The 19,356-nt window shown below is 72.0% G+C and carries 18 protein-coding genes and 1 tRNA gene; 8 read left to right on the forward strand and 11 right to left on the reverse strand.

Annotated elements, in window-relative coordinates:
- Positions 1-21 precede the first annotated feature (21 nt).
- The 3 genes from PHA84_RS16680 to PHA84_RS16690 all read right to left on the reverse strand — a co-directional run bounded on the left by PHA84_RS16680 (position 22) and on the right by PHA84_RS16690 (position 1,474).
- Positions 22-94, reverse strand: a tRNA-Ala gene (locus PHA84_RS16680).
- 115 nt (positions 95-209) lie between these two features.
- Entirely contained in the window at positions 210-965 is a 756-nt protein-coding gene (locus PHA84_RS16685; protein ID WP_270889266.1) for an anti-sigma factor family protein, read from the reverse strand.
- Positions 962-1,474, reverse strand: a complete 513-nt coding sequence (locus PHA84_RS16690; RefSeq protein ID WP_270889267.1) for a sigma-70 family RNA polymerase sigma factor — start codon at positions 1,472-1,474, stop codon at positions 962-964. The genes PHA84_RS16685 and PHA84_RS16690 overlap by 4 nt, the downstream gene beginning before the upstream one ends.
- Positions 1,475-1,634: 160 nt before the next feature.
- On the opposite strand from PHA84_RS16690, the gene PHA84_RS16695 reads away from it, so the two are divergent.
- Entirely contained in the window at positions 1,635-2,147 is a 513-nt protein-coding gene (locus PHA84_RS16695) for a COG4315 family predicted lipoprotein (protein ID WP_270889268.1), read from the forward strand.
- Positions 2,148-2,158: 11 nt separating this feature from the next.
- Complete coding sequence (locus tag PHA84_RS16700) at positions 2,159-2,674, forward strand: hypothetical protein (protein ID WP_270889269.1); 516 nt, start codon at positions 2,159-2,161, stop codon at positions 2,672-2,674.
- Positions 2,675-2,713: 39 nt separating this feature from the next.
- Here PHA84_RS16700 and PHA84_RS16705 read toward each other — a convergent pair whose 3' ends face one another.
- From PHA84_RS16705 to galU, 6 genes are read right to left on the reverse strand one after another with little or no spacing between them, the layout of a single operon-like run.
- Entirely contained in the window at positions 2,714-3,745 is a 1,032-nt protein-coding gene (locus PHA84_RS16705; RefSeq protein ID WP_270889270.1) for a hypothetical protein, read from the reverse strand.
- Between the two features lie 10 nt (positions 3,746-3,755).
- Positions 3,756-4,421, reverse strand: a complete 666-nt coding sequence (locus PHA84_RS16710) for a GNAT family N-acetyltransferase (protein ID WP_270889271.1) — start codon at positions 4,419-4,421, stop codon at positions 3,756-3,758.
- Positions 4,421-4,915, reverse strand: a complete 495-nt coding sequence (locus PHA84_RS16715) for a MogA/MoaB family molybdenum cofactor biosynthesis protein (protein ID WP_270889272.1) — start codon at positions 4,913-4,915, stop codon at positions 4,421-4,423. The genes PHA84_RS16710 and PHA84_RS16715 overlap by 1 nt, the downstream gene beginning before the upstream one ends.
- Positions 4,912-5,340: a cyclic pyranopterin monophosphate synthase MoaC gene (gene moaC, locus PHA84_RS16720; RefSeq protein WP_270889349.1), complete on the reverse strand. Its 429-nt coding sequence runs from the start codon at positions 5,338-5,340 to the stop codon at positions 4,912-4,914. The genes PHA84_RS16715 and moaC overlap by 4 nt, the downstream gene beginning before the upstream one ends.
- Positions 5,341-5,381: 41 nt before the next feature.
- Positions 5,382-6,602 carry a molybdotransferase-like divisome protein Glp gene (gene glp, locus PHA84_RS16725; RefSeq protein ID WP_270889273.1) on the reverse strand — a complete coding sequence of 407 codons (1,221 nt, stop codon included), beginning with the start codon at positions 6,600-6,602 and terminating at the stop codon, positions 5,382-5,384.
- Complete coding sequence (galU, locus tag PHA84_RS16730) at positions 6,599-7,522, reverse strand: UTP--glucose-1-phosphate uridylyltransferase GalU (protein ID WP_270889274.1); 924 nt, start codon at positions 7,520-7,522, stop codon at positions 6,599-6,601. The genes glp and galU overlap by 4 nt, the downstream gene beginning before the upstream one ends.
- Before the next feature lie 63 nt (positions 7,523-7,585).
- Between galU and PHA84_RS16735 the strand changes: the two genes are divergently transcribed.
- The gene (locus PHA84_RS16735) at positions 7,586-8,236 is read left to right on the forward strand and encodes a 5-formyltetrahydrofolate cyclo-ligase (protein WP_270889275.1); all 651 of its coding nucleotides are present in this window, start codon (positions 7,586-7,588) and stop codon (positions 8,234-8,236) included.
- 66 nt (positions 8,237-8,302) lie between these two features.
- On the opposite strand, the gene PHA84_RS16740 is transcribed toward PHA84_RS16735, so the two are convergent.
- Positions 8,303-10,954, reverse strand: coding sequence for a penicillin acylase family protein (locus PHA84_RS16740; protein WP_270889276.1), 2,652 nt, complete (start codon positions 10,952-10,954; stop codon positions 8,303-8,305).
- Between the two features lie 47 nt (positions 10,955-11,001).
- Between PHA84_RS16740 and PHA84_RS16745 the strand changes: the two genes are divergently transcribed.
- The 5 genes from PHA84_RS16745 to mscL all read left to right on the forward strand — a co-directional run bounded on the left by PHA84_RS16745 (position 11,002) and on the right by mscL (position 15,209).
- A complete protein-coding gene (locus PHA84_RS16745; protein ID WP_270889277.1) occupies positions 11,002-12,552 on the forward strand; it encodes a potassium/proton antiporter in 1,551 nt (516 codons plus the stop codon).
- Positions 12,553-12,644: 92 nt separating this feature from the next.
- Positions 12,645-13,001 carry an FmdB family zinc ribbon protein gene (locus PHA84_RS16750; RefSeq protein ID WP_270889278.1) on the forward strand — a complete coding sequence of 119 codons (357 nt, stop codon included), beginning with the start codon at positions 12,645-12,647 and terminating at the stop codon, positions 12,999-13,001.
- A gap of 172 nt (positions 13,002-13,173) precedes the next feature.
- The gene (locus PHA84_RS16755) at positions 13,174-14,019 is read left to right on the forward strand and encodes an S-methyl-5'-thioadenosine phosphorylase (protein ID WP_270889279.1); all 846 of its coding nucleotides are present in this window, start codon (positions 13,174-13,176) and stop codon (positions 14,017-14,019) included.
- Positions 14,020-14,035: 16 nt separating this feature from the next.
- Complete coding sequence (gene cpaB / locus PHA84_RS16760; protein WP_270889280.1) at positions 14,036-14,758, forward strand: Flp pilus assembly protein CpaB; 723 nt, start codon at positions 14,036-14,038, stop codon at positions 14,756-14,758.
- A gap of 91 nt (positions 14,759-14,849) precedes the next feature.
- Complete coding sequence (gene mscL / locus PHA84_RS16765) at positions 14,850-15,209, forward strand: large conductance mechanosensitive channel protein MscL (RefSeq protein WP_270889281.1); 360 nt, start codon at positions 14,850-14,852, stop codon at positions 15,207-15,209.
- A 30-nt stretch (positions 15,210-15,239) separates the two neighbouring features.
- On the opposite strand, the gene PHA84_RS16770 is transcribed toward mscL, so the two are convergent.
- Complete coding sequence (locus PHA84_RS16770) at positions 15,240-19,352, reverse strand: AAA domain-containing protein (RefSeq protein ID WP_270889282.1); 4,113 nt, start codon at positions 19,350-19,352, stop codon at positions 15,240-15,242.
- Positions 19,353-19,356: the final 4 nt, after the last annotated feature.

Below are 19,356 nucleotides of genomic sequence, written 5' to 3' on the forward strand. Positions count from 1 at the left end.
TCAGACGGGGTTTCCGGTTTGTGGAGCTGAGGGGATTCGAACCCCTGGCCTTCTCATTGCGAACGAGACGCGCTACCAACTGCGCCACAGCCCCTTGATGCGGACGAAACAATAACACCAGCCGCCTCCACCACGGAAAGGGGTGGGGCTCGCCGCCTCTCCGCCTCACCGCCTTCGCCTCGCCCGCCTCGTCGCGCAGGGGCACCAGCTCAGGCCACCGTCGCCCGCATCACGGTCCGTCCCGTGTCGACGCGGCGGATCTCCACGACACCGATCTGGCCCACCGGCACGGGCGCAACCCCGCTCGGATGCATCACCCGGTCCGGGCGCGCCGTCCACGTCTTCACCTGCGTTGCCTTGCCGGCCCGGTCCACCACCCAGATCGAGTACTCGGCCCACGCGCCCTGGTAGTCAGGGTCCCCAGGTCTGCCCGACCCCACCGCATACTGGCACTCCACGCGCAGCTGGGTCCCCGATCCAGCGGGCACGAGATCCAGCACCGCGGTCATCGAGGACGGCTCCACCGACGTGAACGCCAGGCGCCCCGGCACCGCCGCGGCGGTCGCCGTCGCGGTAGGACGGGGCGAAGGCCCCCCGTCGTGGCCGGCAGCGGACACCGCATACCCACCGAGGCCGCCGACCACCAGAGCCGCTGCCGCCGCGGCCAGCGGCACCAGCCACCTCCGACGACGCGAGGCCGATGGAGTGGGGAGCACCGGCATCAGCGAACGCGGTGGCGGCGTCAGCATCGCCGCGTCCTCCTCAGGCCCGCCGAGGTCCATCGCGAGGACCTCGCCGGTCGGCACCTGCGCGAGCAGGCCCGGCATCCCGGCCAGCTCCGCGACCGCGGTCCGGCAGTCCGGGCAGGTGGCGAGATGCGCCTCGAACTCGACCCGCTCCGCCGGCGACAGGGTGCCCAGAACATAGGCGGCATCCCACTGCGTGTAGCTGTCCGTGCCGTTCACGGGTGTGTCACCCCCTTCTCCTGGAGAGCCAGCCGCAGGCTGCGCAGGCCGTAGTGCAGGCGTGACTTCACGGTCCCCGCCGGGATCCGCTGGTCGGCCGCGATCTCGGCCACCGTTCTCCCCTCGTAGTAGGCGGCAGTGATGACCTGCCGGTGCTCTCGCGACAACGACGCCAGGGCGTCGGCGATGAGCCACCGGTCGAGCACCTCACCCGACCGGTCCCCCACCGCACCCTCCGCCGCCTCCACTCCGGCCACCTCGTGCCGGGCCGCGGCGCTGCGCCAGCGGTCCACCACCAGATGCCGGACCACGGTGAACAGCCAAGCGCGCGCCTGCTGGTCCGACCGTGTGGCCAGGCCGGGGTCCCGCCAGGCGCGGAGCAGTGACTCCTGCACCACGTCCTCCGCGAGCTGAGGGTCCCGCGTCAGCCGGAGGGCGAAGCGCCAGAGCTCCGAGGCATGACGGTCGTGCAGGTCCTGAAGGACCGCCTCCCGCTGGTTCGCCTCCACCACCACTCCTCGCCCCGGGCTACCAGCCGGCCTGACCACTGTTCCGCACCTGGGATGTCACCGTAAAGGACGACAAACCCCGCGCCAGGGTTCATCGGCATCATCACGAACGCTTGGGCCAGCCGTGAACCGCCGATACTGCGGCCTCGTCTCCAGAGGCATGAGCGGACACCTTCGCACCGTCGCGGGGCCGGCGATCGCGCTCGCCGCGATGGTCGCCCTGACCGGATGCGGCGCGGCTGGGAACACGGGGACGGCGAGCGGCTCGAGCAGTAGCGCCTCGCCCCCGGGCACCTCTACCAGCGACCTCTCCGTCGCCGACAGCGCCCTGGGCCGCATCGTCGTCACGAGGTCGGGCATGACGGCGTACGTCTTCACCAAGGACACGCCGAACTCCGGCAGGAGCGCCTGCACAGGTCCCTGCCTGCAGGCCTGGCCGCCGGTCACCACGGCGTCCGGCACGCCCTCCGCGGACGGCGTCACGGGCAAGCTGGCCACGATCACCCTGTCGGACGGCCGCAAGCAGGTCACCCTGGAGGGACGACCGCTGTACCTGTTCGCGAAGGACACCAAGGCGGGCGATGTCAAGGGCCAAGGGGTCAAGACCGTCTGGTATGCCGTGTCACCAGACGGCTCGATGGTCACCGGCGGCAGCAATGGCGGCGGGTACTGAGGCCGGCCGACATGGAGATCAACGGTCTTCCCGCGCACGTCCTCCTGGTCCACCTGGTCGTGGTCATGCTGCCGCTCTCGGCGGCGGCAGCGGTCGCGGTGAGCGTCTGGCCAGCCGCCCAGCGCAAGCTGACGTTCCTCGTGCCGCTGGGCGCCGTGGTCGGCACGCTCGCAGTCCCGCTGACGACGCGGGCCGGCAACGAGCTCGACGCGAAGCTCGGCAACCCGGCCTTCGTCAACCATCACCGCGACCTGGGCAACATGGTGCTCCCCTGGGCCGCTGCGCTGGCGGCGACCACCGTCCTGCAGTGGCTGTACCTGCGCCAGGGCGCTAGGGATGCGCTACCGGCGACGCACTCATCGCTCCCGGAGCCAGCTGAACGCGACCATGCCGTGCGGGGTCGGCGTGGCAGCTCGTGGCTCCGGATCGGCTTGGCAGTGCTGGTGATCGGTAGCGCCGCAGGGACGGCGGTGATCGTCGCCCTCACCGGCGATGCCGGCGCCCGCGCCGTCTGGGGGAGCCGCTGAGGTGAGGAGAGCGTCCAGGCGGGGCGCAGAGAGCTCGAGCTAGGCGCCGGCCGCCCTTCGCACCTGCGCGACGTCCTCCTGTGTCGCGTACTCGGTGTCGGAGTCGCCGACGAGGTCCGCAGCGGTGGGCGCCGGGCGGGTGACCCGTGACTTCATCGTGTACGTGGGGCGCGGCACCGGCACGGGGTCCCACGTGAGCGGGATGTCGTCCTCGTCCACGAGCGCAACGCGTGCGGACGGCCCGACCTGCGTGGCATCCGCGACGGCAGCCGCGACGGAGTTTTGCGAGACCCCGTCGCGCTGGTACCGCTGTGCAGACCGGGCAGGAGCGGCGTGAAGCGCCTCGACGGCCTGCACATCGAACAGCTCACTGCGCTCTGGCTCCGGCTGCCCCAGGGGAGCCGGGTCCTCCTCGACTTCAACCGTGTCGGCAGCCTCCACTGGGCGCTGGACTTCGACTGGGCGCTGGACTTGGACTGGGCGCTGGACCGGCCGAACCGTGGAGCCGGCAGGAGCGCCGGCGGCGCTCGCTCGCGACGGCGCCCCACCCCAGCGCGGCTGGTCCGCCACCCGCCCGGAACGCGTGCGGCGCTCCGCGTGGACCGTCGCGCGCGCCCAGCCGACGGCGAGCCCTACGGCGACGACCGGCACGAGGAGGGCTGCGAGAGGGAGGAGCGACAGCGCGACGAGAGGTACGGCGACGACCACGGTGGACAGCGCCCCGAGCATCACCATGGCGCGGACCCGCCGAGCGGCGGCCCGGCCCTGCGACCGCTCCGGGGTCGCGGCGCCGGACGGAGCGGGACCCTGAGGTGCCGCGGTCTCGGCTCGCTTCACGAGGATCTGCGGGCGAGCAGCGGGTACTGGGCTCACGGCATACGACCGAGGCGCGGGGGTCGAAAGGTTGGTCTGCGCCAGCGGCCCACGGCGCTCGAGGACGCGCATCGACTCGGAGAACTGGTCCACCGAGCGAGCGGTCGCGAGGTGCTCACGGCGCCGGACCCAGTACTGCACGAAATACGCAGCCCAGACCGCAATGATGACGAGGAAGACGAGACTGCTGGGCTGCACGGAGACGACGTTAGGTGCCTTCGCCCGGCGCGCCGGGGACGTGCGGCGGTGTGTCGCCAATGTGACTGATGTGATTGATGTGCAAGCGCTCCATGAGGGTCCCGCCGGCCAGGTCCTCGGTGGTCAGCGCGAACGTCCGGTGGTCCCGCCACTGACCGTTGATGTGCAGGTACGCGGAACGGCTGCCCTCGTCGCGGAAGCCCAGCTTGCGGACCACGGCGAGGCTGTTGCCGTTCTCCGGACGGATGTTCACCTCGACCCGGTGCAGTCCCATCGTGCCGAGGGCGTGGTCGACCGCGAGCGCCAAGGCCGTCGGGGCCACCGCTCGACCCGCGACCGTGCGGTCCACCCAGTAGCCGGCGGCCACCGACTGGAGAGATCCCCAGGAGATGCCGAAGAGCACCATCTGGCCGACGATCCTGCCGTCGAGGCGGATGGTGAAGGGAAGCATCCGGCCCGCGCGAGCCTCCCTGGTGTAGTGGCGAACGAGCGCCGCGAACGAGACCACCTGGGGTTGGCTGTCCGGCGAGGTCGCCTCCCACGGACCGAGCCATTCCCGGTTCCTGCCACGAACCTCCGCCCAGGCCACCCTGTCGCGACGGCGGAGCGGGTCGAGCACGATCTCCTCGCCCAGGGGCGTGGCACCACGCAGCACCACGGGCCAGGGGGGACGCATCAGTGGTCGCCGCCTCGAACCTGCGACACGGCGTGCGACAGCACCGGCTGGAGCACGGCCATCGCGTCCCGGACCCCACCGCTGGAGCCCGGCAGGTTCACCACGAGGGTCCGCCCGGACACTCCGGCCAGGCCGCGCGACAGCATGGCGGCGGGCACGCCGGCGGCGACCCCGGCGGCCCTGATGGCCTCGGCGATGCCGGGAGCCGGCCGGTCCAGCCGCGTTGCGGTGGCCTCCGGTGTGCGGTCGGTGGGCGACAGCCCCGTCCCGCCGGTGGTCAGGACGACGTCCGGCGCCAGGGCGAGCGCAGCGTCGAGGGCCTCCGCCACTGCGGGTCCGTCCGGCACGACGGTCGGGTCCTCCACCGAGAAGCCCCAGGCGCGCAGGTTCTCCACGACCAAGGCACCGCCCCGGTCGGGGTACACGCCGGCCGCGGCCCGCGTCGAGCACGTGATCACGACGGCGCTGAACGGGGTGGCGGGCTGCTCAGTCATGGCTCCACCCAGTCTCCGGACCGCCCACCGGACTTGGCGGTGACCCTGATGTCCGTGATGCGCGCGTGCCGGTCGACGGCCTTCACCATGTCGATGAGGGCGAGCGCCGCCACGCTGACCGCGGTCAGCGCCTCCATCTCGATGCCCGTCCGGTCCGCGGTCCGCACGGTGGCAGCGATGTCCACGCCGTCGTCGGCCACGGTGAGGTCCACCTCCACGCCGTGGACCGCGATGGGGTGGGCCAGCGGGATGAGGTCGGGCGTGCGTTTGACCGCCTGGATCCCGGCGATGCGCGCGACGGCCAGGGCATCCCCCTTGGGGACGTCCCCGGACCTCAGCGCCGCGACCGCAGTGCCGGAGAGCAGGACTCGTCCGGCGGCCGAGGCCTGGCGGGCGGTGACGTCCTTGGCCGAGACGTCGACCATGTGCGCCGAACCGTCGGCGCGGACGTGCGTCAACCGCTCGTTCACTGGCCCTCCCGGCCCAGCAGTGGCAGGCACTCCAGCGGGTCACCCGCCTGTACTGCCGAGACCGACTCCGGGATCACGGCGAGGGCGTCGGCGGCGGCCAGCGCGCCCAGCATGTGTGACCCTTGCCCGCCGGCGAGCCGTGCGCGGTCGTCCTCGAGCACCACGCGCACGAACTCCATCTTCCCCGGGACGGAGGTGAACGGCTCGGCCGCCACCGCGGGGACGTAGCCGGGGGGGTATGCCGGCTCGGGACGACCTGCCATCGCCCGCAACGCCGGGGCGACGAACACGTGGAACGACACGAGGGCGCTCACCGGGTTGCCGGGGAGGGTGAAGACGGGGACCTGCTCCTCGCCCAGCAGCCCGAACCCCTGCGGCATCCCCGGGCGCATGGCCACCTTGTCGAACTGCATCGTCCCCACGCGCGACAGGACCTCCTTGACGGTGTCGAAGGCGCCCATGGACACGCCGCCCGTGGTGATGATGGCGTCCGCGCGGACCAGCTGGCCCTCCAGCGTCTGCATGAGCACCCGCGCGTCGTCGGGGATCCCGCCGACCCGGAACGGCGTAGCGCCGACGGCCGTCACCGCGGCCGTCAGCATGAGGGAGTTCGAGTCGACGATCTGCCCGAACGCCGGGGTCGTCCCCACGTCGACGAGCTCGTCACCGGTACTGATGACCACGACCCGAGGGCGGGGCACGACCCGCAGCCGTGGGACGCCCGCCGCGGCGAGCAGCGCGATCTGGCCGGGCCCGACCAGCGTCCCGCGCTTCAGGACGACCGACCCCGCCTCGACGTCCTCACCGAGCTCGCGGACGTGCTGGCCGACCACCGATCGTTCCCGGATCTGGACCCGCACGACCCCGCCATCGGTGGCCTCCACCGGGACGACGGCATCGGCCCCGTGGGGCATGGGCGCCCCGGTCATGATCCGCATCGTCTGTCCCTGCGCGAGCGACAGGGCGCTGGTGTTGCCGGCCGCGATGTCGTTCACGACCGGGAGGACCACCGGCGACTCAGGCGTGGCGGAGGACACGTCCCGCGCGTGCACGGCATACCCGTCCATCGCGGAGTTGGTGAACCCGGGGAGCGAGCCCCGCGCCCGCACGTCCTCGGCGAGGATGCATCCCTGCGCGTCGAGCACCCCCTGCTCGAAGGGGCGGATGACCTTGACCGTGCCGAGAATGCGGTCGAGGTGCTGCTCGACCGAGATCACCGCTGGAAGGCCTTCTCCGGCGCCAGACGCTCCTGGACGAACTCGTCCAGCCACTGCCCGAAGTCCTTGCCCAGCTCCTGGTGGTCCAGGCCGAGCCGGACGACAGCCTTGAGGTAGTCCAGCCGGTCGCCGGTGTCGTACCGGCGGCCGGAGAACACGACGCCGTGGACCCCGCCCCCCGGCTCCGAGGACCCGGCAAGTGTCTGGAGCGCGTCGGTGAGCTGGATCTCGCCGCCACGTCCAGGGGGCGTCTGCTCGAGGACCTCGAACACCGACGGGTCGAGCACGTAGCGTCCGATCACGGCCAGGTTGCTCGGCGCCTCCGCGGGGTCGGGCTTCTCGACGAGGCCGGTCACCCGGACCACGTCGCCCTCCCGGCCGTCGACCGCCGCACAGCCGTACAGGCCGACCGACTCCGGCGGCACCTCCATGAGCGCGATCACGCTCCCGCCCCGCTCCTCGCGCACGGCGACCATCTCCTCCAGGAGGTGGTCCCTGCCGTCGATGAGGTCGTCCCCGAGCAGCACGGCGAACGGGTGGTCGCCGACGTGCTCCTTGGCGACGTGCACGGCGTGACCCAGTCCCAACGGCTGCCCCTGGCGGACGAAGTGCACCTTGATGTCGGCCGACTCCCGCACGCGGGCGAGGCGGAACTGGTCGCCCTTGGCCTCCAGGGCCTGCTCGAGCTCCCAGTGGTGGTCGAAGTGGTCCTCCAGCGCGGCCTTGTTGCGGCCGGTGATGACCAGCACGTCGTCGAGCCCTGCCCGGACGGACTCCTCCACGACGTACTGGATGGCCGGCTTGTCGACGACCGGCAGCATCTCCTTGGGGGTCGCCTTCGTCGCCGGAAGGAAGCGGGTGCCGAGCCCAGCAGCGGGGATGACGGCCTTGGTCACGGTCCGGGGGTGCTGAGGGGTCATGCAACAACCTTATGGGGAGGGTCGGTTCGCGTCTGCCGGACGCCTGCAGGCACGATGGGCGACATGCCCGTCCAGCCGTATGCCGGTGAGCCTGCGGAGACGCCGGACCAGGGCGCTCCGGCCGGCGACCGGCCGGACCACGCGGAGCCGGACACTGAGGTGGGTCAGCGGGTCCTCGCGGAGAAGGCGCGGATGCGCGGCGTCCTCGCCGCCGGGCGCCGCGAGCGGGTACCGGCCCGGGACCGGGTCGCCGACGGCCGGGCGATCGCCGAGGCTGCCCTGGCCCTTTGCCGCGAGATCGGTGTGCGACCCGGCGACTGGGTGGCCGCCTTCGAGTCGCTCCCCAGCGAGCCTGCGACGAAGACGCTCGTCGAAGCGTTGTCCCGGGCGGGGTTTCGCGTCCTGCTTCCGGTCACCCTGCCTGACTGGGACCTCGACTGGCGAGAGGCTGGTTCTCCGGAGCTCCTCGGCGCTGGGGCCGTCAGCTCAGCCCGCGTGGTGTTCCTTCCCGCCCACGCCGTCGACGCAGTGGGCACCCGGCTGGGTCGGGGCAAGGGCTGCTACGACCGGGCCCTTCCGCGTACGCACGCCTTCCTCGTTGCGCTGGTCCATCCCTGGGAGGTCCTCGAGGAGCCACTCCCCGCGGAGCCGCACGACCGTCGGGTGGACGCGGTCATCACCGCCGACACCGGACTGCGCCGACTGCACGGCTGACGCGCCGGACCCAGCCGCACCCCGCCGGCCCCGCCGGACCGCTCCGGTCGGCGGCGGCCGTTGCGGTCAGCCGTTGTCGTTGTCCGACGGCACGAGGCTGAGCTCGTCGCCACCGGCGTCCTTGACCGCGTCGCGGCTGAACGGCCACTGGAACAGCTCGTTGTCGGCCCATGCCTGCGACTGGTCGTTGTAATGGTCGGCGAAGGCGTGGCCGCTGTTGCCCGTCTGGTTCACCCAGCGCGACCGGTCCAGGTTCGACAGGTCCACGACCATGCGCATCGAGGGGGCGGCGGTGACGTCGAAGCCCTCGGCGGCGTTCCAGCCGTTGGCATCGACGATGGCGGGGCCGCCGGGCAGCTCGATGGGGCCACGGTTGAACAGAGCCGACACCATGCCCGGCACGTCGGTGCCGCCGAGCACCTTGTGACGCAGGGTGAGCCGGTGCAGCTTGCCCCACTGCCAGGCGCTCGGGTCCTTGCCCAGCTCTCGGGTCAGCTGGAGCCGGGCGTCCACGAGGGCCTTGCGCAGGATCTCCGACTGCCCTTCGGTGATGCCGGCGGTCCGCTTGTCGTCCCACCAGGTCGAGCGGGGCTTGGCCAGCAGCGTGGCGACCGCCTGCATCCACTGGTCGCCCCCGTCGGCTCGCAGGTCCTGGGGCAGCTCGTCGTTGAAGGTGAGGTCGAGCAGGTTGGACCACACCGCGTTGTAGTACGCCGCTGCTGCGCCGGCCGGGCCGTCGCCGGTCGGGTTGGTGAAGTCCCAGCCCTTGAGCAGGTCCTGCGCCTGCTTGGTGAAGTCGTCGCCGTGCAGGTCCACCTGCAGCAGCGCCTTGACCAGCGTGGGGGCGAACTGGCTGCGCGTGTCTCCCTGGATCTTCGACATCATGGCGGGCGTCACCTTGGGGTCCTTCTCCAGCAAGGTTCGGATCCGCTGCGCGCGGAACCCGTAGTCCCACTCGCTGGTCAGGAATGGCGTGCCGCTCTGCGTGACAGCCTGGTTCGCCGTGACGACGAAACCCTCGCCGGGGTTGAGCGCGTAGGGCAGCTGGTCGAACGGTACGTAGCCCTTCCAGTCCCAGGATGACACCCACCCTGGGCGGATCCAGTACCCGGGCGGCGCGTCCATGTACCGGCTGCGGATCGGTATGCGCCCGGGGGCCTGGTAGCCGATGTTCCCGGAGGTGTCCGCGTACACGAGGTTCTGGGACGGGACGGCGAAGTCCTTCCCAGCCTCCCGGAACTGCTGGAAGCTCGTCGCTGTGTCCAGCCCGAAGATCGCGTCGGCGGTCTGGGTGACCGCGATCCCGGTCCACTGCAGGGCCACCTCGTAGCTGCCCGGGCTCTGGCGGCCGTTGACGAGCGGCCCCTCGCCAGACTGCGCCACCGTCTCGATGGCGTCCGACAGCAGCGGACCGTGCACGGTGCTGCGTACCGTCATCGTCTGCTCGCCCCCACCGCCGATCTTGATCGTCTCGGTACGCATCGTCAGCGGGGTCTGCTTGCCGTCGCGCAGGTAGGTGTTGCCGCGCACCTGCTCGAGGAAGAAGTCACTGACGTCCGGGTCGAGGTTGGTGAACCCCCACGCGATGCTCTGGTTGTGGCCGATCACCACGCCGGGCAGTCCGGAGAAGGAGTACCCGGACACGTCGAACGGGCAGTCGGACGTCACCGCACGGCAGTGCAGCCCCACCTGGTACCAGATGCCGGGGATGCTGACGCCGAGGTGAGGGTCGTTGGCCAGCAACGGCTTTCCGGTGCTCGTGTGCGAACCCGAGACGACCCAGGAGTTCGAGCCGATCCCGTCGCCGCGGCCCAGCGTCACCGGGACGCTGTCGAGCGCGCGCTGCACGGCCTCGTAGGCCCTCTGGGCCGACGGGCTGGACTCGGGCGTGCCCTTGGTCGCCGCCGACGCCGGCGGCGTTGTCGATGGATCAGCAGCCGCGCGAGCCGTCAGGGACGGCACGGCGGAGCGGGCGCTGGTCGAGGGGGTGCTGCTCGTGTTCGGGGACCAGTCCTGGGCCGACAGGATCGGCTTGTTCACGTCGTAGCGGTAGGCCGGGAACAGGTCGTTGATCTGGTTGATCGACATCGTGCCGGAGAGCCGCGCCCGCATCAGTTCGGAGTCGTAGTCGCCGCGCAGGTCCCATGCCATGGCCTTCAGCCAGGCCAGGGAGTCCGCGGGGGTCCAGTCCTCGACCCGGTAGTCGGGGACCTTGCGGCTGAGGATCACGTACTCCAGGGAGATCTTCGAGGGGCTGCTCTGCTGGTGCAGGTAGGCGTTGACCCCGTCCGCGTAGGCCTGGAGGTACTTGCGGGTCTCCGGCTTGAGGGTCGGCAGCTCCTGCTCGGCGACCCGGCGCCACCCCAGCGTGCGGATCACCCGGTCGGTCTCGAGACCACCCTTCCCGACGAGCTCCGAGAGCCGCCCTGCCGTGATGTGCCGTCGCAGGTCCATCTCGAAGAACCGGTCCTGCGCGTGGACGAACCCCTGCGCGCGGAAGAGGTCTTCCGCCGTATCGGCGTAGATCTGTGGGATGCCGTGGTCGCCCCGGAGGACCTCCACCTTGGCGCTGAGCCCCGGAACCTTGAGCTCGCCGTGCGTCACCGGGAAGGGCCGGCGGACCCACGTCACCGCGAGGACCGTTGCGGTTCCGAGGACGACGACCAGCAGCGCCGCCAGCACCAGGGCGATGCGGCGGGCGAGAATGACGCGGGGCACCCTGCGAGACTATCCGCACCACCACGAGCGAAAGGACGTGACGGGCCGTGCGCGCTTCCTTCCGCTCCGGCGCTCTGCCCACGGCCGACACGTTCACTCTGCACGACCTGACGCCGGCACTGCTGGTGGGCTCGGTCGTCCTGCTCGTCTCCGTCGCCGCGGTCCGGCTCTCGGTGAAGTCGGGGCTCCCCTCCCTGCTCATCTACCTCGGGATCGGGCTGGCGATCGGCGAGTCCGGTTTCGGCATCAAGTTCGACTCAAACGAGCTGACCCAGGTGCTCGGCTATGCCGCGCTCATCCTCATCCTCGCCGAAGGTGGGTTGAGTACGCGGTGGGAAGGCATCAGGCGGTCGGTCGCGCCGGCGGCGGTGCTGTCGACGGTGGGGGTGGTCGTGTCCGTGGCCGTCGTGGCGCTCTCGGCCCGGTTCGTGCTGCGGCTCGACTGGAACACCGCCCTGCTCGTGGGCGCCATCCTGTCGTCGACGGACGCCGCGGCGGTCTTCTCGGTCCTGCGCCGGGTGCCGCTCCCGCGCCGGATCACCGGGATGCTCGAGGCGGAGTCCGGGTTCAACGACGCGCCCGTCGTCCTCCTCGTGACCGCGCTCGCCACGCGCAGCGCCCACCCGGCGCAGGCACAGGCCTGGTGGTCCCTGGTCCTGATGGCGGCCCTGGAGCTGGTCGCGGGAGCAGCCATCGGCCTGGCCGTCGGCTGGCTGGGTGCGCAGTTCATGCGACGCGCCGCCTCCGGTTCCTCCGGCCTGTTCAGCATCGGGGTGATGGCTCTGACCGTCCTGGCGTATGCCGCGGCGGCAAGCGTGCACGCCAGCGGGTTCCTGGCCTGCTACCTCGCTGCTCTGCTCCTGGGGAACCTGCGCCTACCGCACGGACCGGCGGTGCGCGGCCTCTCCACCGCCCTCGGATGGCTGGCGCAGATAGGGCTCTTCGTACTGCTCGGGCTGCTGGCCTCGCCCGGCGACATGGGTGACCAGATCGTGCGTGCGGTCGTGATCGGCCTGGTTCTCCTCCTGGTGGCGCGCCCGCTCTCGGTCCTGGTGTCCGCGACCCCGTTCGGGCTGGGCTGGCGGGACCAGGTGTTCCTGTCGTGGGCCGGGCTGCGAGGCGCGGTGCCGGTCGTGCTGGCCACCGTCCCGCTCACGCTCGGAGCCAAGAACGTCGACTGGATCTTCGAGCTCGTCTTCGTCCTCGTCGTGATCTTCACGCTGGTCCAGGGACCGACCCTGCCCTGGATGGCGCAACGCCTGGGCATCATCGAGGACTACCAGACGCTGGACCTCGCCGTGGAGGCCACGCCGCTGGAGGAGATGGGCGCCGAGCTGCTCCAGGTGACGGTGGGCCCCGCCTCCAAGCTGCACGGGGTCGAGGTCTTCGAGCTGCGGCTGCCGCCGGGAGCCCAGCTCACCTTGGTGGTGCGGGGCGGCAAGGGTTTCGTGCCTGCCGGCAACACCGTCATCCGGCGTGGGGACCAGCTGCTGCTGGTGACCACAGCCGAGTCGAAGAGCAGCGCCGAGCGGCAGGTCCGCGCCGTGAGCCGCCAGGGTCGGCTGGCGGGCTGGCGGACGGCCGATGGGAAGAACTGAGACCTCCGCGGCCTTATAATTAGCACTCGACCACCCACAGTGCCAGCTCGAGGTTCGCCCGGAGGCCGGCCGTCACACGCCTGGAGGAAGCCGTGCCGACGTACTCCTACGCCTGCACCGAATGCCAGCACCGCTTCGACGCGGTGCAGTCGTTCAGCGACGACTCGTTGACCGTGTGCCCGGAGTGCAACGGTCGCCTGCGGAAGGTCTTCAACGCCGTCGGGGTCGTCTTCAAGGGCGGAGGGTTCTACCGCACCGACTCGCGCAGCGAGGCCAGCGCCGGCTCGTCCGGCTCCGCCTCGGCCGGCAAGGAGTCCTCGTCCAACGGTTCGTCGTCCGAGTCCTCCACCTCGACGAGCGAGTCGAGCACCTCGGCCGCCACGACCAAGTCCGGCGGCAGCAAGACCGCAGCGCCCGCGAAGGCGGCCACCGGCGGCTCGGCTGCCTGATCTCCGGCTGAGCCTGAGTCCTGACTGCTTGACCTCCCATCAGGCCCCGTCCCTCGTCACGCCTGGTCTCTGACACGGCCCGCCCGTCCCCAGACGACGTCGCCGCGTCACGGGGTGCACAGGACCGCGCCGACCGGGCGGCTGCCCGCGGATGCTGCGTACGCTTTCGAGCGTGACCTCCCCTGCCACGGCCTCTGCGCCCGCCGACCTCGGCCTGATCGGCGGTTCCGGGTTCTACGAGTTCTTCGAGAGCGCCGAGCGGGTGAGCGTCACCACGCCTTTCGGGGCACCGAGCGACGACGTCGTCGTCGGCGACGTGGAGGGACGCCGGGTTGCCTTCATCGCACGCCACGGCCAGGGCCACCGCTTCCCCCCGCACCGGGTGAACTACCGCGCCAACCTCTGGGCCCTGCGGTCGGTGGGGGTGCGGCAGGTGCTCGCGCCCTGCGCGGTGGGGTCTCTCAAGCCTGAGCTGGGGCCGGGGACCATCGTCGTGCCCGACCAGGTGGTGGACCGGACGTGGGGCCGCGAGCACACCGTGTATGGCGAGGAGGGACCCGTCGTCCATGTGGGCTTCGCGGACCCGTACTGCCCGCGCGGCAGGGCCGCCGCCGTGGAGTCCGTGCGCGCGGCAGGCAAGGACGTCGCCGAGACCGGCACGCTCGTCGTCATCAACGGCCCCCGCTTCTCCTCCAAGGCGGAGTCCCGCTGGCACCAGCAGGCCGGCTGGAGCATCGTGGGGATGACGGCCATGCCCGAGGCGGCCATCGCCCGAGAGCTGGCGATGTGCTTCACGACCATCGCCCTGGTCACCGACCATGACGCCGGCGTCCACGGCGGTGAGGCGGTGACGCACGAGGAGGTGCTCGCGGTGTTTGCCCGGAACGTCGACGGTCTCAAGACGATCCTGCGCTCGACCCTTGCGGCGCTGCCGGCCGCCGAGTCCGACGCGGAGGCGACCTGCGCGTGCCGGCGCGCGCTCGACGGCATCACCCTTCCCGTCGCGTTGCCCGGCTGACCGGGAAGCACCGGACATGCCTTCACCCCTGCGCCTCGCCGCCCGGCTGCGGGCTGCCGACGGTCAGCCGTGGCTGCTGGGCCCGGGGCGGCTGCAGGCGTGGCGGCGTCATGTCCTACGCCGGTGCGTGGCCGCGGCCTGTGCGGTGGGTGCGGTTTTCGGCATCGTGTCTCTGGACCGCGCACCTGCGGGTGCGCCGCTCGTCCCGGTGGTGGTGGCGGCGAGGCCGATCGCGGTCGGCGAGGTGGCGACCTCGACCTCCGTGCGGCAGGTGTTCTGGCCGGCCGAGCTCGTGCCCGACGGGGCGGTTCGGAGCAGCGTGGCGGTGGTGGGCCGAGCGGTGTCGACACCGCTGGGGCGGGGCGAGCCCATCACCGAGCGACGTCTCTCGACCGGTTCCCTGTTGGCCGGCCGTCCACCGCAGGAGGTCGCGGTCCATCTATCGCTACCGGATATCCGGGCGGTCTCGATGCTGCACGCCGGCGACCGGGTCGACCTCCTCGGCCCCCGGGGCACCGTTGCCGAGCGCCTCACGGTCCTCGCGGTGGACACGAGTCTTTCCACGGACTTCGGCGCAGTGATCCATAGCCAGGGCTCCTCCAGCGGCTACGCCCCCGATGCTGCGGGACTGGTCATCGCCGCACGTCGAGGAGACGCCCAAGCCATTGCCGCTGTCCCGCCCGACGCCCTGGGCCGGCCGGACCTCACGGTCGTCCTCAGGTCGCCCGGAGCGGGGTGACGAGAAATCTCACGCCCCGCCGGTCCCCGAGAGCCAGGGATCGCTAGCGTGTCCGCCCGTAAGTCACTCGCTACTGGAAAGGTCACGACCCATGAAGGGTTTCAAGGACTTCGTGATGCGCGGCAACCTCGTCGAGCTCGCGGTCGCCTTCATCATCGCCGCCGCGTTCACCGCGGTCGTGAAGACGTTCACCGACGTGCTGCTCGCCCTCATCGGCAAGGTGTTCCGCCAGCCGGACTTCAGCCGGTTCAACCCCGGCCACGTGCCGGTCGGCGCCTTCCTGACGGCCCTCGTCGCGTTCCTGATCCTGGCGTTCGTCGTCTACTTCTTCGTCGTCAAGCCGTACGAAGCGGCCAAGGCACGGTTCTCGCGCGTCGAGCAGGATGCCGCCCCGAACGAGGACATCGTGCTGCTCCGCGAGATCCGGGACGCACTCACCCGTCGCATCTGACGCCCGCATGAGGGCAGTGGTCCTCGTGGCCTAGTCGCTGCCCCAGTGCGGTGGTCGCTGCTCGTGGAGCCAGCGGTCGTGCGCCGACTCGTCGCGGTGTTCGCCCCACCCGACGTCCGTGTCGTCCTTGGTCTGCTCCGGGGCCCGCTTCTTCCGGCCCCGGACGCGCCGCTGCCGAGCACCCTCGTCCGCCACGGGCACGAAGTCGTCCGGTTTCTCAGCCGACTCCTCGGCCGACTGGTCCTCCGACGACGACTGTCCCGACGACGGCTGCTCCGACGACGGCTGCTCCGACGACGGCTGCTCGGACGACGGCGCGTCCGACGATGGCTGGTCGCCCGACTGCTCCTGAGGCAGCTGACTCTGGGCCGCCTGTCGGCCGGACGATGCGCCGCTCGTGTCCGAAGCGGCAGCGTCCTGCGACGCCAGCGCCTTCTGGACGGCTGCATGGACCCGCGCCACGTCGCGTGCAGGGTCGCGGAAGAGGTCCGTCGTCCACACCCTGACGTGCTGCCAGCCCAGCCTGCGGAGCTGCTCGCCGCGCAGCCGGTCCCGGTCCCGGCTGCTGCGCATGGCGGCATACCGGGGACCGTCCGTCTCGACGGCCACGAGCACCCGACCCGGGTGGGCCGGGTCCTCGACCGCGAGGTCGATGGGCAGCTGCGCGGAGCCATACGCCTCGTGGACCACAAGCCCCGACTCGCGGAGCCGACGGGCGAACTCGCCGCGCAGGGGGTCCGACTCCGCCTTGGCCGCAGGGGCGCCGTCCACCGACCCGGCCGGCAGGGAGCCGTCCTCGGCATACGCGAGGAAGTCCCGCAGCATGGCCGCTCCTCGCGCCTTGAGCCGCGTGGGGTCGAGGTCGGAGGCCAGCAGCGAGGAGACGACCGTCATCCGGCGGCGGGCCCGGGTGATCGCCACGTTGAGGCGACGCTCCCCTCCTTCGAGGTTGAGCGGGCCGAACCGGTGGAGCACGCGGCCGTGCGGCGTCTTGCCGTAGCCGACGGACAGGATGACCGCGTCCCGCTCGTCGCCCTGGACGCGTTCGAGGTTCTTGACGAAGAACCGCTCGGGCCGGTCCTCGTCGAAGAAGTCGCCCACGCCCTGGGCGTGGACCAGGGCGCGGCGCAACGCCTCGTCCAGTCGGTTCGCGTGCTTGATGCCGAGCGCGATGACGCCCAGCGACTCCTGCGGACGGGTCCGCGCATGGTCGAGCACCAGGGCCACGACCCGCTCGACCTCGGCCTCCGTGGACTCGATGGCCTCCTCGCCGGGCTGGACGACCCCGGAGCCTTCGACCGCCTCCAGCCGGACGACCGGGTCGGTCCCGGTCCCCGGGAACGTCACCAGCGACCCCTCGTACATCTCCCGGTTCGCGAAGGCCACGAGCCGCTCGTCGAGCGAGCGGTAGTGCCAGGACAGTCGCTTGGTCGGCAGGGCGGCGGTCAGCACGTCCAGCACCGACTCGAAGCCCTCGGTCAGCGTGTCGGCGTCAGGCAGCACCTCCTCGTCCACCGCGGAGGTGAAGAAGCTCGTCGGCGGCAGCTGGCGCTCGTCCCCCGCGACCACGACCTGGTGCGCACGCGAGATGGCCGACACGGCCTGGGCGGGAGGGATCTGGGACGCCTCGTCGAAGATCACGACGTCGAACCAGCGGCCCGGTGGCAGCACGGAGGCGACCACCAGCGGGCTCATCGCCCAGGCCGGCTTGGCGGCCGTGAGCGTCTCGCCCGCCTTGGGCAGCAGCTCGCGCAGCGGACGGTGTCGGCGAGCCTTGCCGGCCTCCGCCCGGACCAGCGCCTCCTGCTCGGGGTGGTCTGCCAGGACCTCGCGCAGCCGCCGCCCCGCCCCCGCCCGGACCCGTTCCGCGCTGGCCTGCAGGTGGGCGTGGTCGGCGGCGACATACTCGCTCGCCACCCGGCGAAGCTGCTCGCCGTCGTGGGCGCCGTAGCGCGGGTCCCGCACGGTGAGGTCCTCCGAGAGCGAGGTCCACCAGACGAACTCCAGCTCGGCGGCCACGTCGTCGGCGCTCACGCCTCGGCGGGCGAGGTCGTCCACCAGCGGCCCCATCCCGGCTGCTCGGAGGGCGTCGAGGGCGCCCAGCACCTGCGGCACGACGGTGAGTCGCTCCGGTCGGGCGGCGAGGTCCTGCAGGCGCTGCCGGAGCCCGGGAAGGTCCGCCTCGAGCAGGTCACCACCGGCTGCGGTGGGGGCGAGCCGCTCACCCAGCCAGACGAGGTCGTCGGCGACGGACTGGTACGCCGCCCGCGCGCGGTCCAGCTCGAGCGGGATCTCCGGTCTGCCACCGGCGCCCGCCATCGCCTGCCAGGAGGTGCGCTGCTGCTGGGCCTCGAGCAGCGCGGCGTGCAGGTCCGCCGGCGGAGGCCCCGGACGCAGCAGCGAGCGCGCCTGCCGGCGCAGCCGCCACCGCGCGTACCAGCCGAGGTCGACCCCGTTCGTCTCCCGGTAGGCCTTGGTGCCGGTGGCGGCCACGAGATCCGCCAGCGGGATGTCGAAGACCTCCGGCCGGAACACCTCGAGGGTGTCGCGGACGCGGCTCACGGACTCCAGCACAGCGCCCCAGTCCGCGACGCGCTTCGCCGCCGGCAGCCGCACCTCGGCGAAGACCTCCTGCATCGTCTCCTCGACGGCGTGGAGCTCGCCTTCACTGAGCCGGCTGGTGATGTCGCGAGCGCGCACCGCCTCCTCCGACGTGGCGATCCGTGCCCCGAACCACGGGTCGGTGCCCTCCTCGGTGGACCAGGCGCCCAGCGACGCCGCCTCGGTGAGCTGGCGAGCGAGCTCCTGGACGCGGCGCCGGTCCAACGCGGCGAGCTGCTCCCCGCGCACCCGCACTCTGGAGGTGGGCGGGTGCGTCGCCGCACCGAGAGTGGCGATGGCCTCCTGAGCCTGGTGGGCGGAGACGCCCCACGGCTGGCGCAGCTCGTGCAGGGCCGTGGCGTGGTCGACCAGCGTGGCCCGCCGCTCGACGAGGGTGCGCTCGAGCTCGGTGGTGTCCGGCTCCTCGCTCTCCGTGCCCCGCCCGAGGGCCGCGCCGAACTGCTGGGCGAGGCGGCGCCGGTTGCTGGCGCCGTCGTAGGCGTCGAGCACGAGGTCCGACAGCCCCACGCGGTCGAGCCGGGTCAGCACCGCGTCGATGGCGGCCCGCTTCTCGGCGACGAAGAGGACCCGCTTGCCTTCCCCGGCGAGGCTGGCGACGAGGTTCGCGATGGTCTGGCTCTTGCCGGTGCCCGGGGGACCCTTGATGACGAGGTGGGCTCCGGACCGCACCGCGTCGATGGCGGCCTGCTGGGTGGAGTCGGCGTCGAGGATGAGCAGCTCGTGCGAGGGGTCGGCGTCGGCGGGCGACTCGGGGACCGTCGTGCGGACGGCACGCAGCGCCCCCGGGTCACCGGCGAGGGCGGCGACGACGTCATGGTCGGCGAGCGAGTCGCCTTGCGCCGCAAGGTCGGCCACCATGGGCAGCTTGGCGTAGGAGAACGTGCCGACCACGAGCCGCGGCGTCACCGAGAAGTCCGGGACGGACGCGCAGGCCTTCGTCAGGGCGGCATACACGGGGTAGGGGTCGAAGGAGGAGCCGGCGGTGGCGAGGTCCTCCAGGGCGTCGGTGTCGATCGTCAGGCCCTGCTCGGAGCGCAGGTAGTGCTCGAGCACGGGGTTCAGCTCGACGTCGTTTCCGAGGTCGAGGTCGAAGTCCTCCCGCGCGGCGCCGGTCGGTCGCAGGACGCAGGACCGCAGCAGGACGGGGGCCGCCGGGGACCGGGAGGCGCCGCGTACGGTCCAGGTGGCCATGCCGATGGCGATGAAGCCGGCCGCGATGCCGCGCTCCTCGGACAGCTCGAGGGTCTTGGACCGGATGGTGCGCGCCCGTCGCCGCGCCTCGTCGAGCGCCGCCGGTTCGCGGACGAGGTCCGAGAGCCGGGTGGGGCGTCCGGCGAGCAGCATGGCCAGGCCGCCAGGGTGGGCGGTCGTGAGGTCGAGCGTCCCGCTGGGCAGGTCGCGGTACCACAGGAGGGTGTTCCGGCCGCCGAGGTCCACGAGGTGGCGCTGCCACGTGCGGACGGCCGCCGCGACCCGTTCTGCGCGAGGGTCGTCGGTGGTCTGGTCGGTCGGCGCGGTCACCCGT

Source organism: Pedococcus sp. 5OH_020, from assembly GCF_027812955.1.
In the GTDB taxonomy this organism is placed as follows: domain Bacteria; phylum Actinomycetota; class Actinomycetes; order Actinomycetales; family Dermatophilaceae; genus Pedococcus.

What these genes read in the sequence shown, in the direction of transcription:
- PHA84_RS16695 (WP_270889268.1), top strand. Translation starts at nt 1,635, where the DNA reads ATGAGCGGACACCTTCGCACCGTCGCGGGGCCGGCGATCGCGCTCGCC.
- PHA84_RS16700 (WP_270889269.1), top strand. Translation starts at nt 2,159, where the DNA reads ATGGAGATCAACGGTCTTCCCGCGCACGTCCTCCTGGTCCACCTGGTC.
- PHA84_RS16710 (WP_270889271.1), bottom strand. Translation starts at nt 4,421, where the DNA reads ATGCGTCCCCCCTGGCCCGTGGTGCTGCGTGGTGCCACGCCCCTGGGC.
- PHA84_RS16715 (WP_270889272.1), bottom strand. Translation starts at nt 4,915, where the DNA reads ATGACTGAGCAGCCCGCCACCCCGTTCAGCGCCGTCGTGATCACGTGC.
- moaC (WP_270889349.1), bottom strand. Translation starts at nt 5,340, where the DNA reads ATGGTCGACGTCTCGGCCAAGGACGTCACCGCCCGCCAGGCCTCGGCC.
- galU (WP_270889274.1), bottom strand. Translation starts at nt 7,522, where the DNA reads ATGACCCCTCAGCACCCCCGGACCGTGACCAAGGCCGTCATCCCCGCT.
- PHA84_RS16735 (WP_270889275.1), top strand. Translation starts at nt 7,586, where the DNA reads ATGCCCGTCCAGCCGTATGCCGGTGAGCCTGCGGAGACGCCGGACCAG.
- cpaB (WP_270889280.1), top strand. Translation starts at nt 14,036, where the DNA reads ATGCCTTCACCCCTGCGCCTCGCCGCCCGGCTGCGGGCTGCCGACGGT.
- mscL (WP_270889281.1), top strand. Translation starts at nt 14,850, where the DNA reads ATGAAGGGTTTCAAGGACTTCGTGATGCGCGGCAACCTCGTCGAGCTC.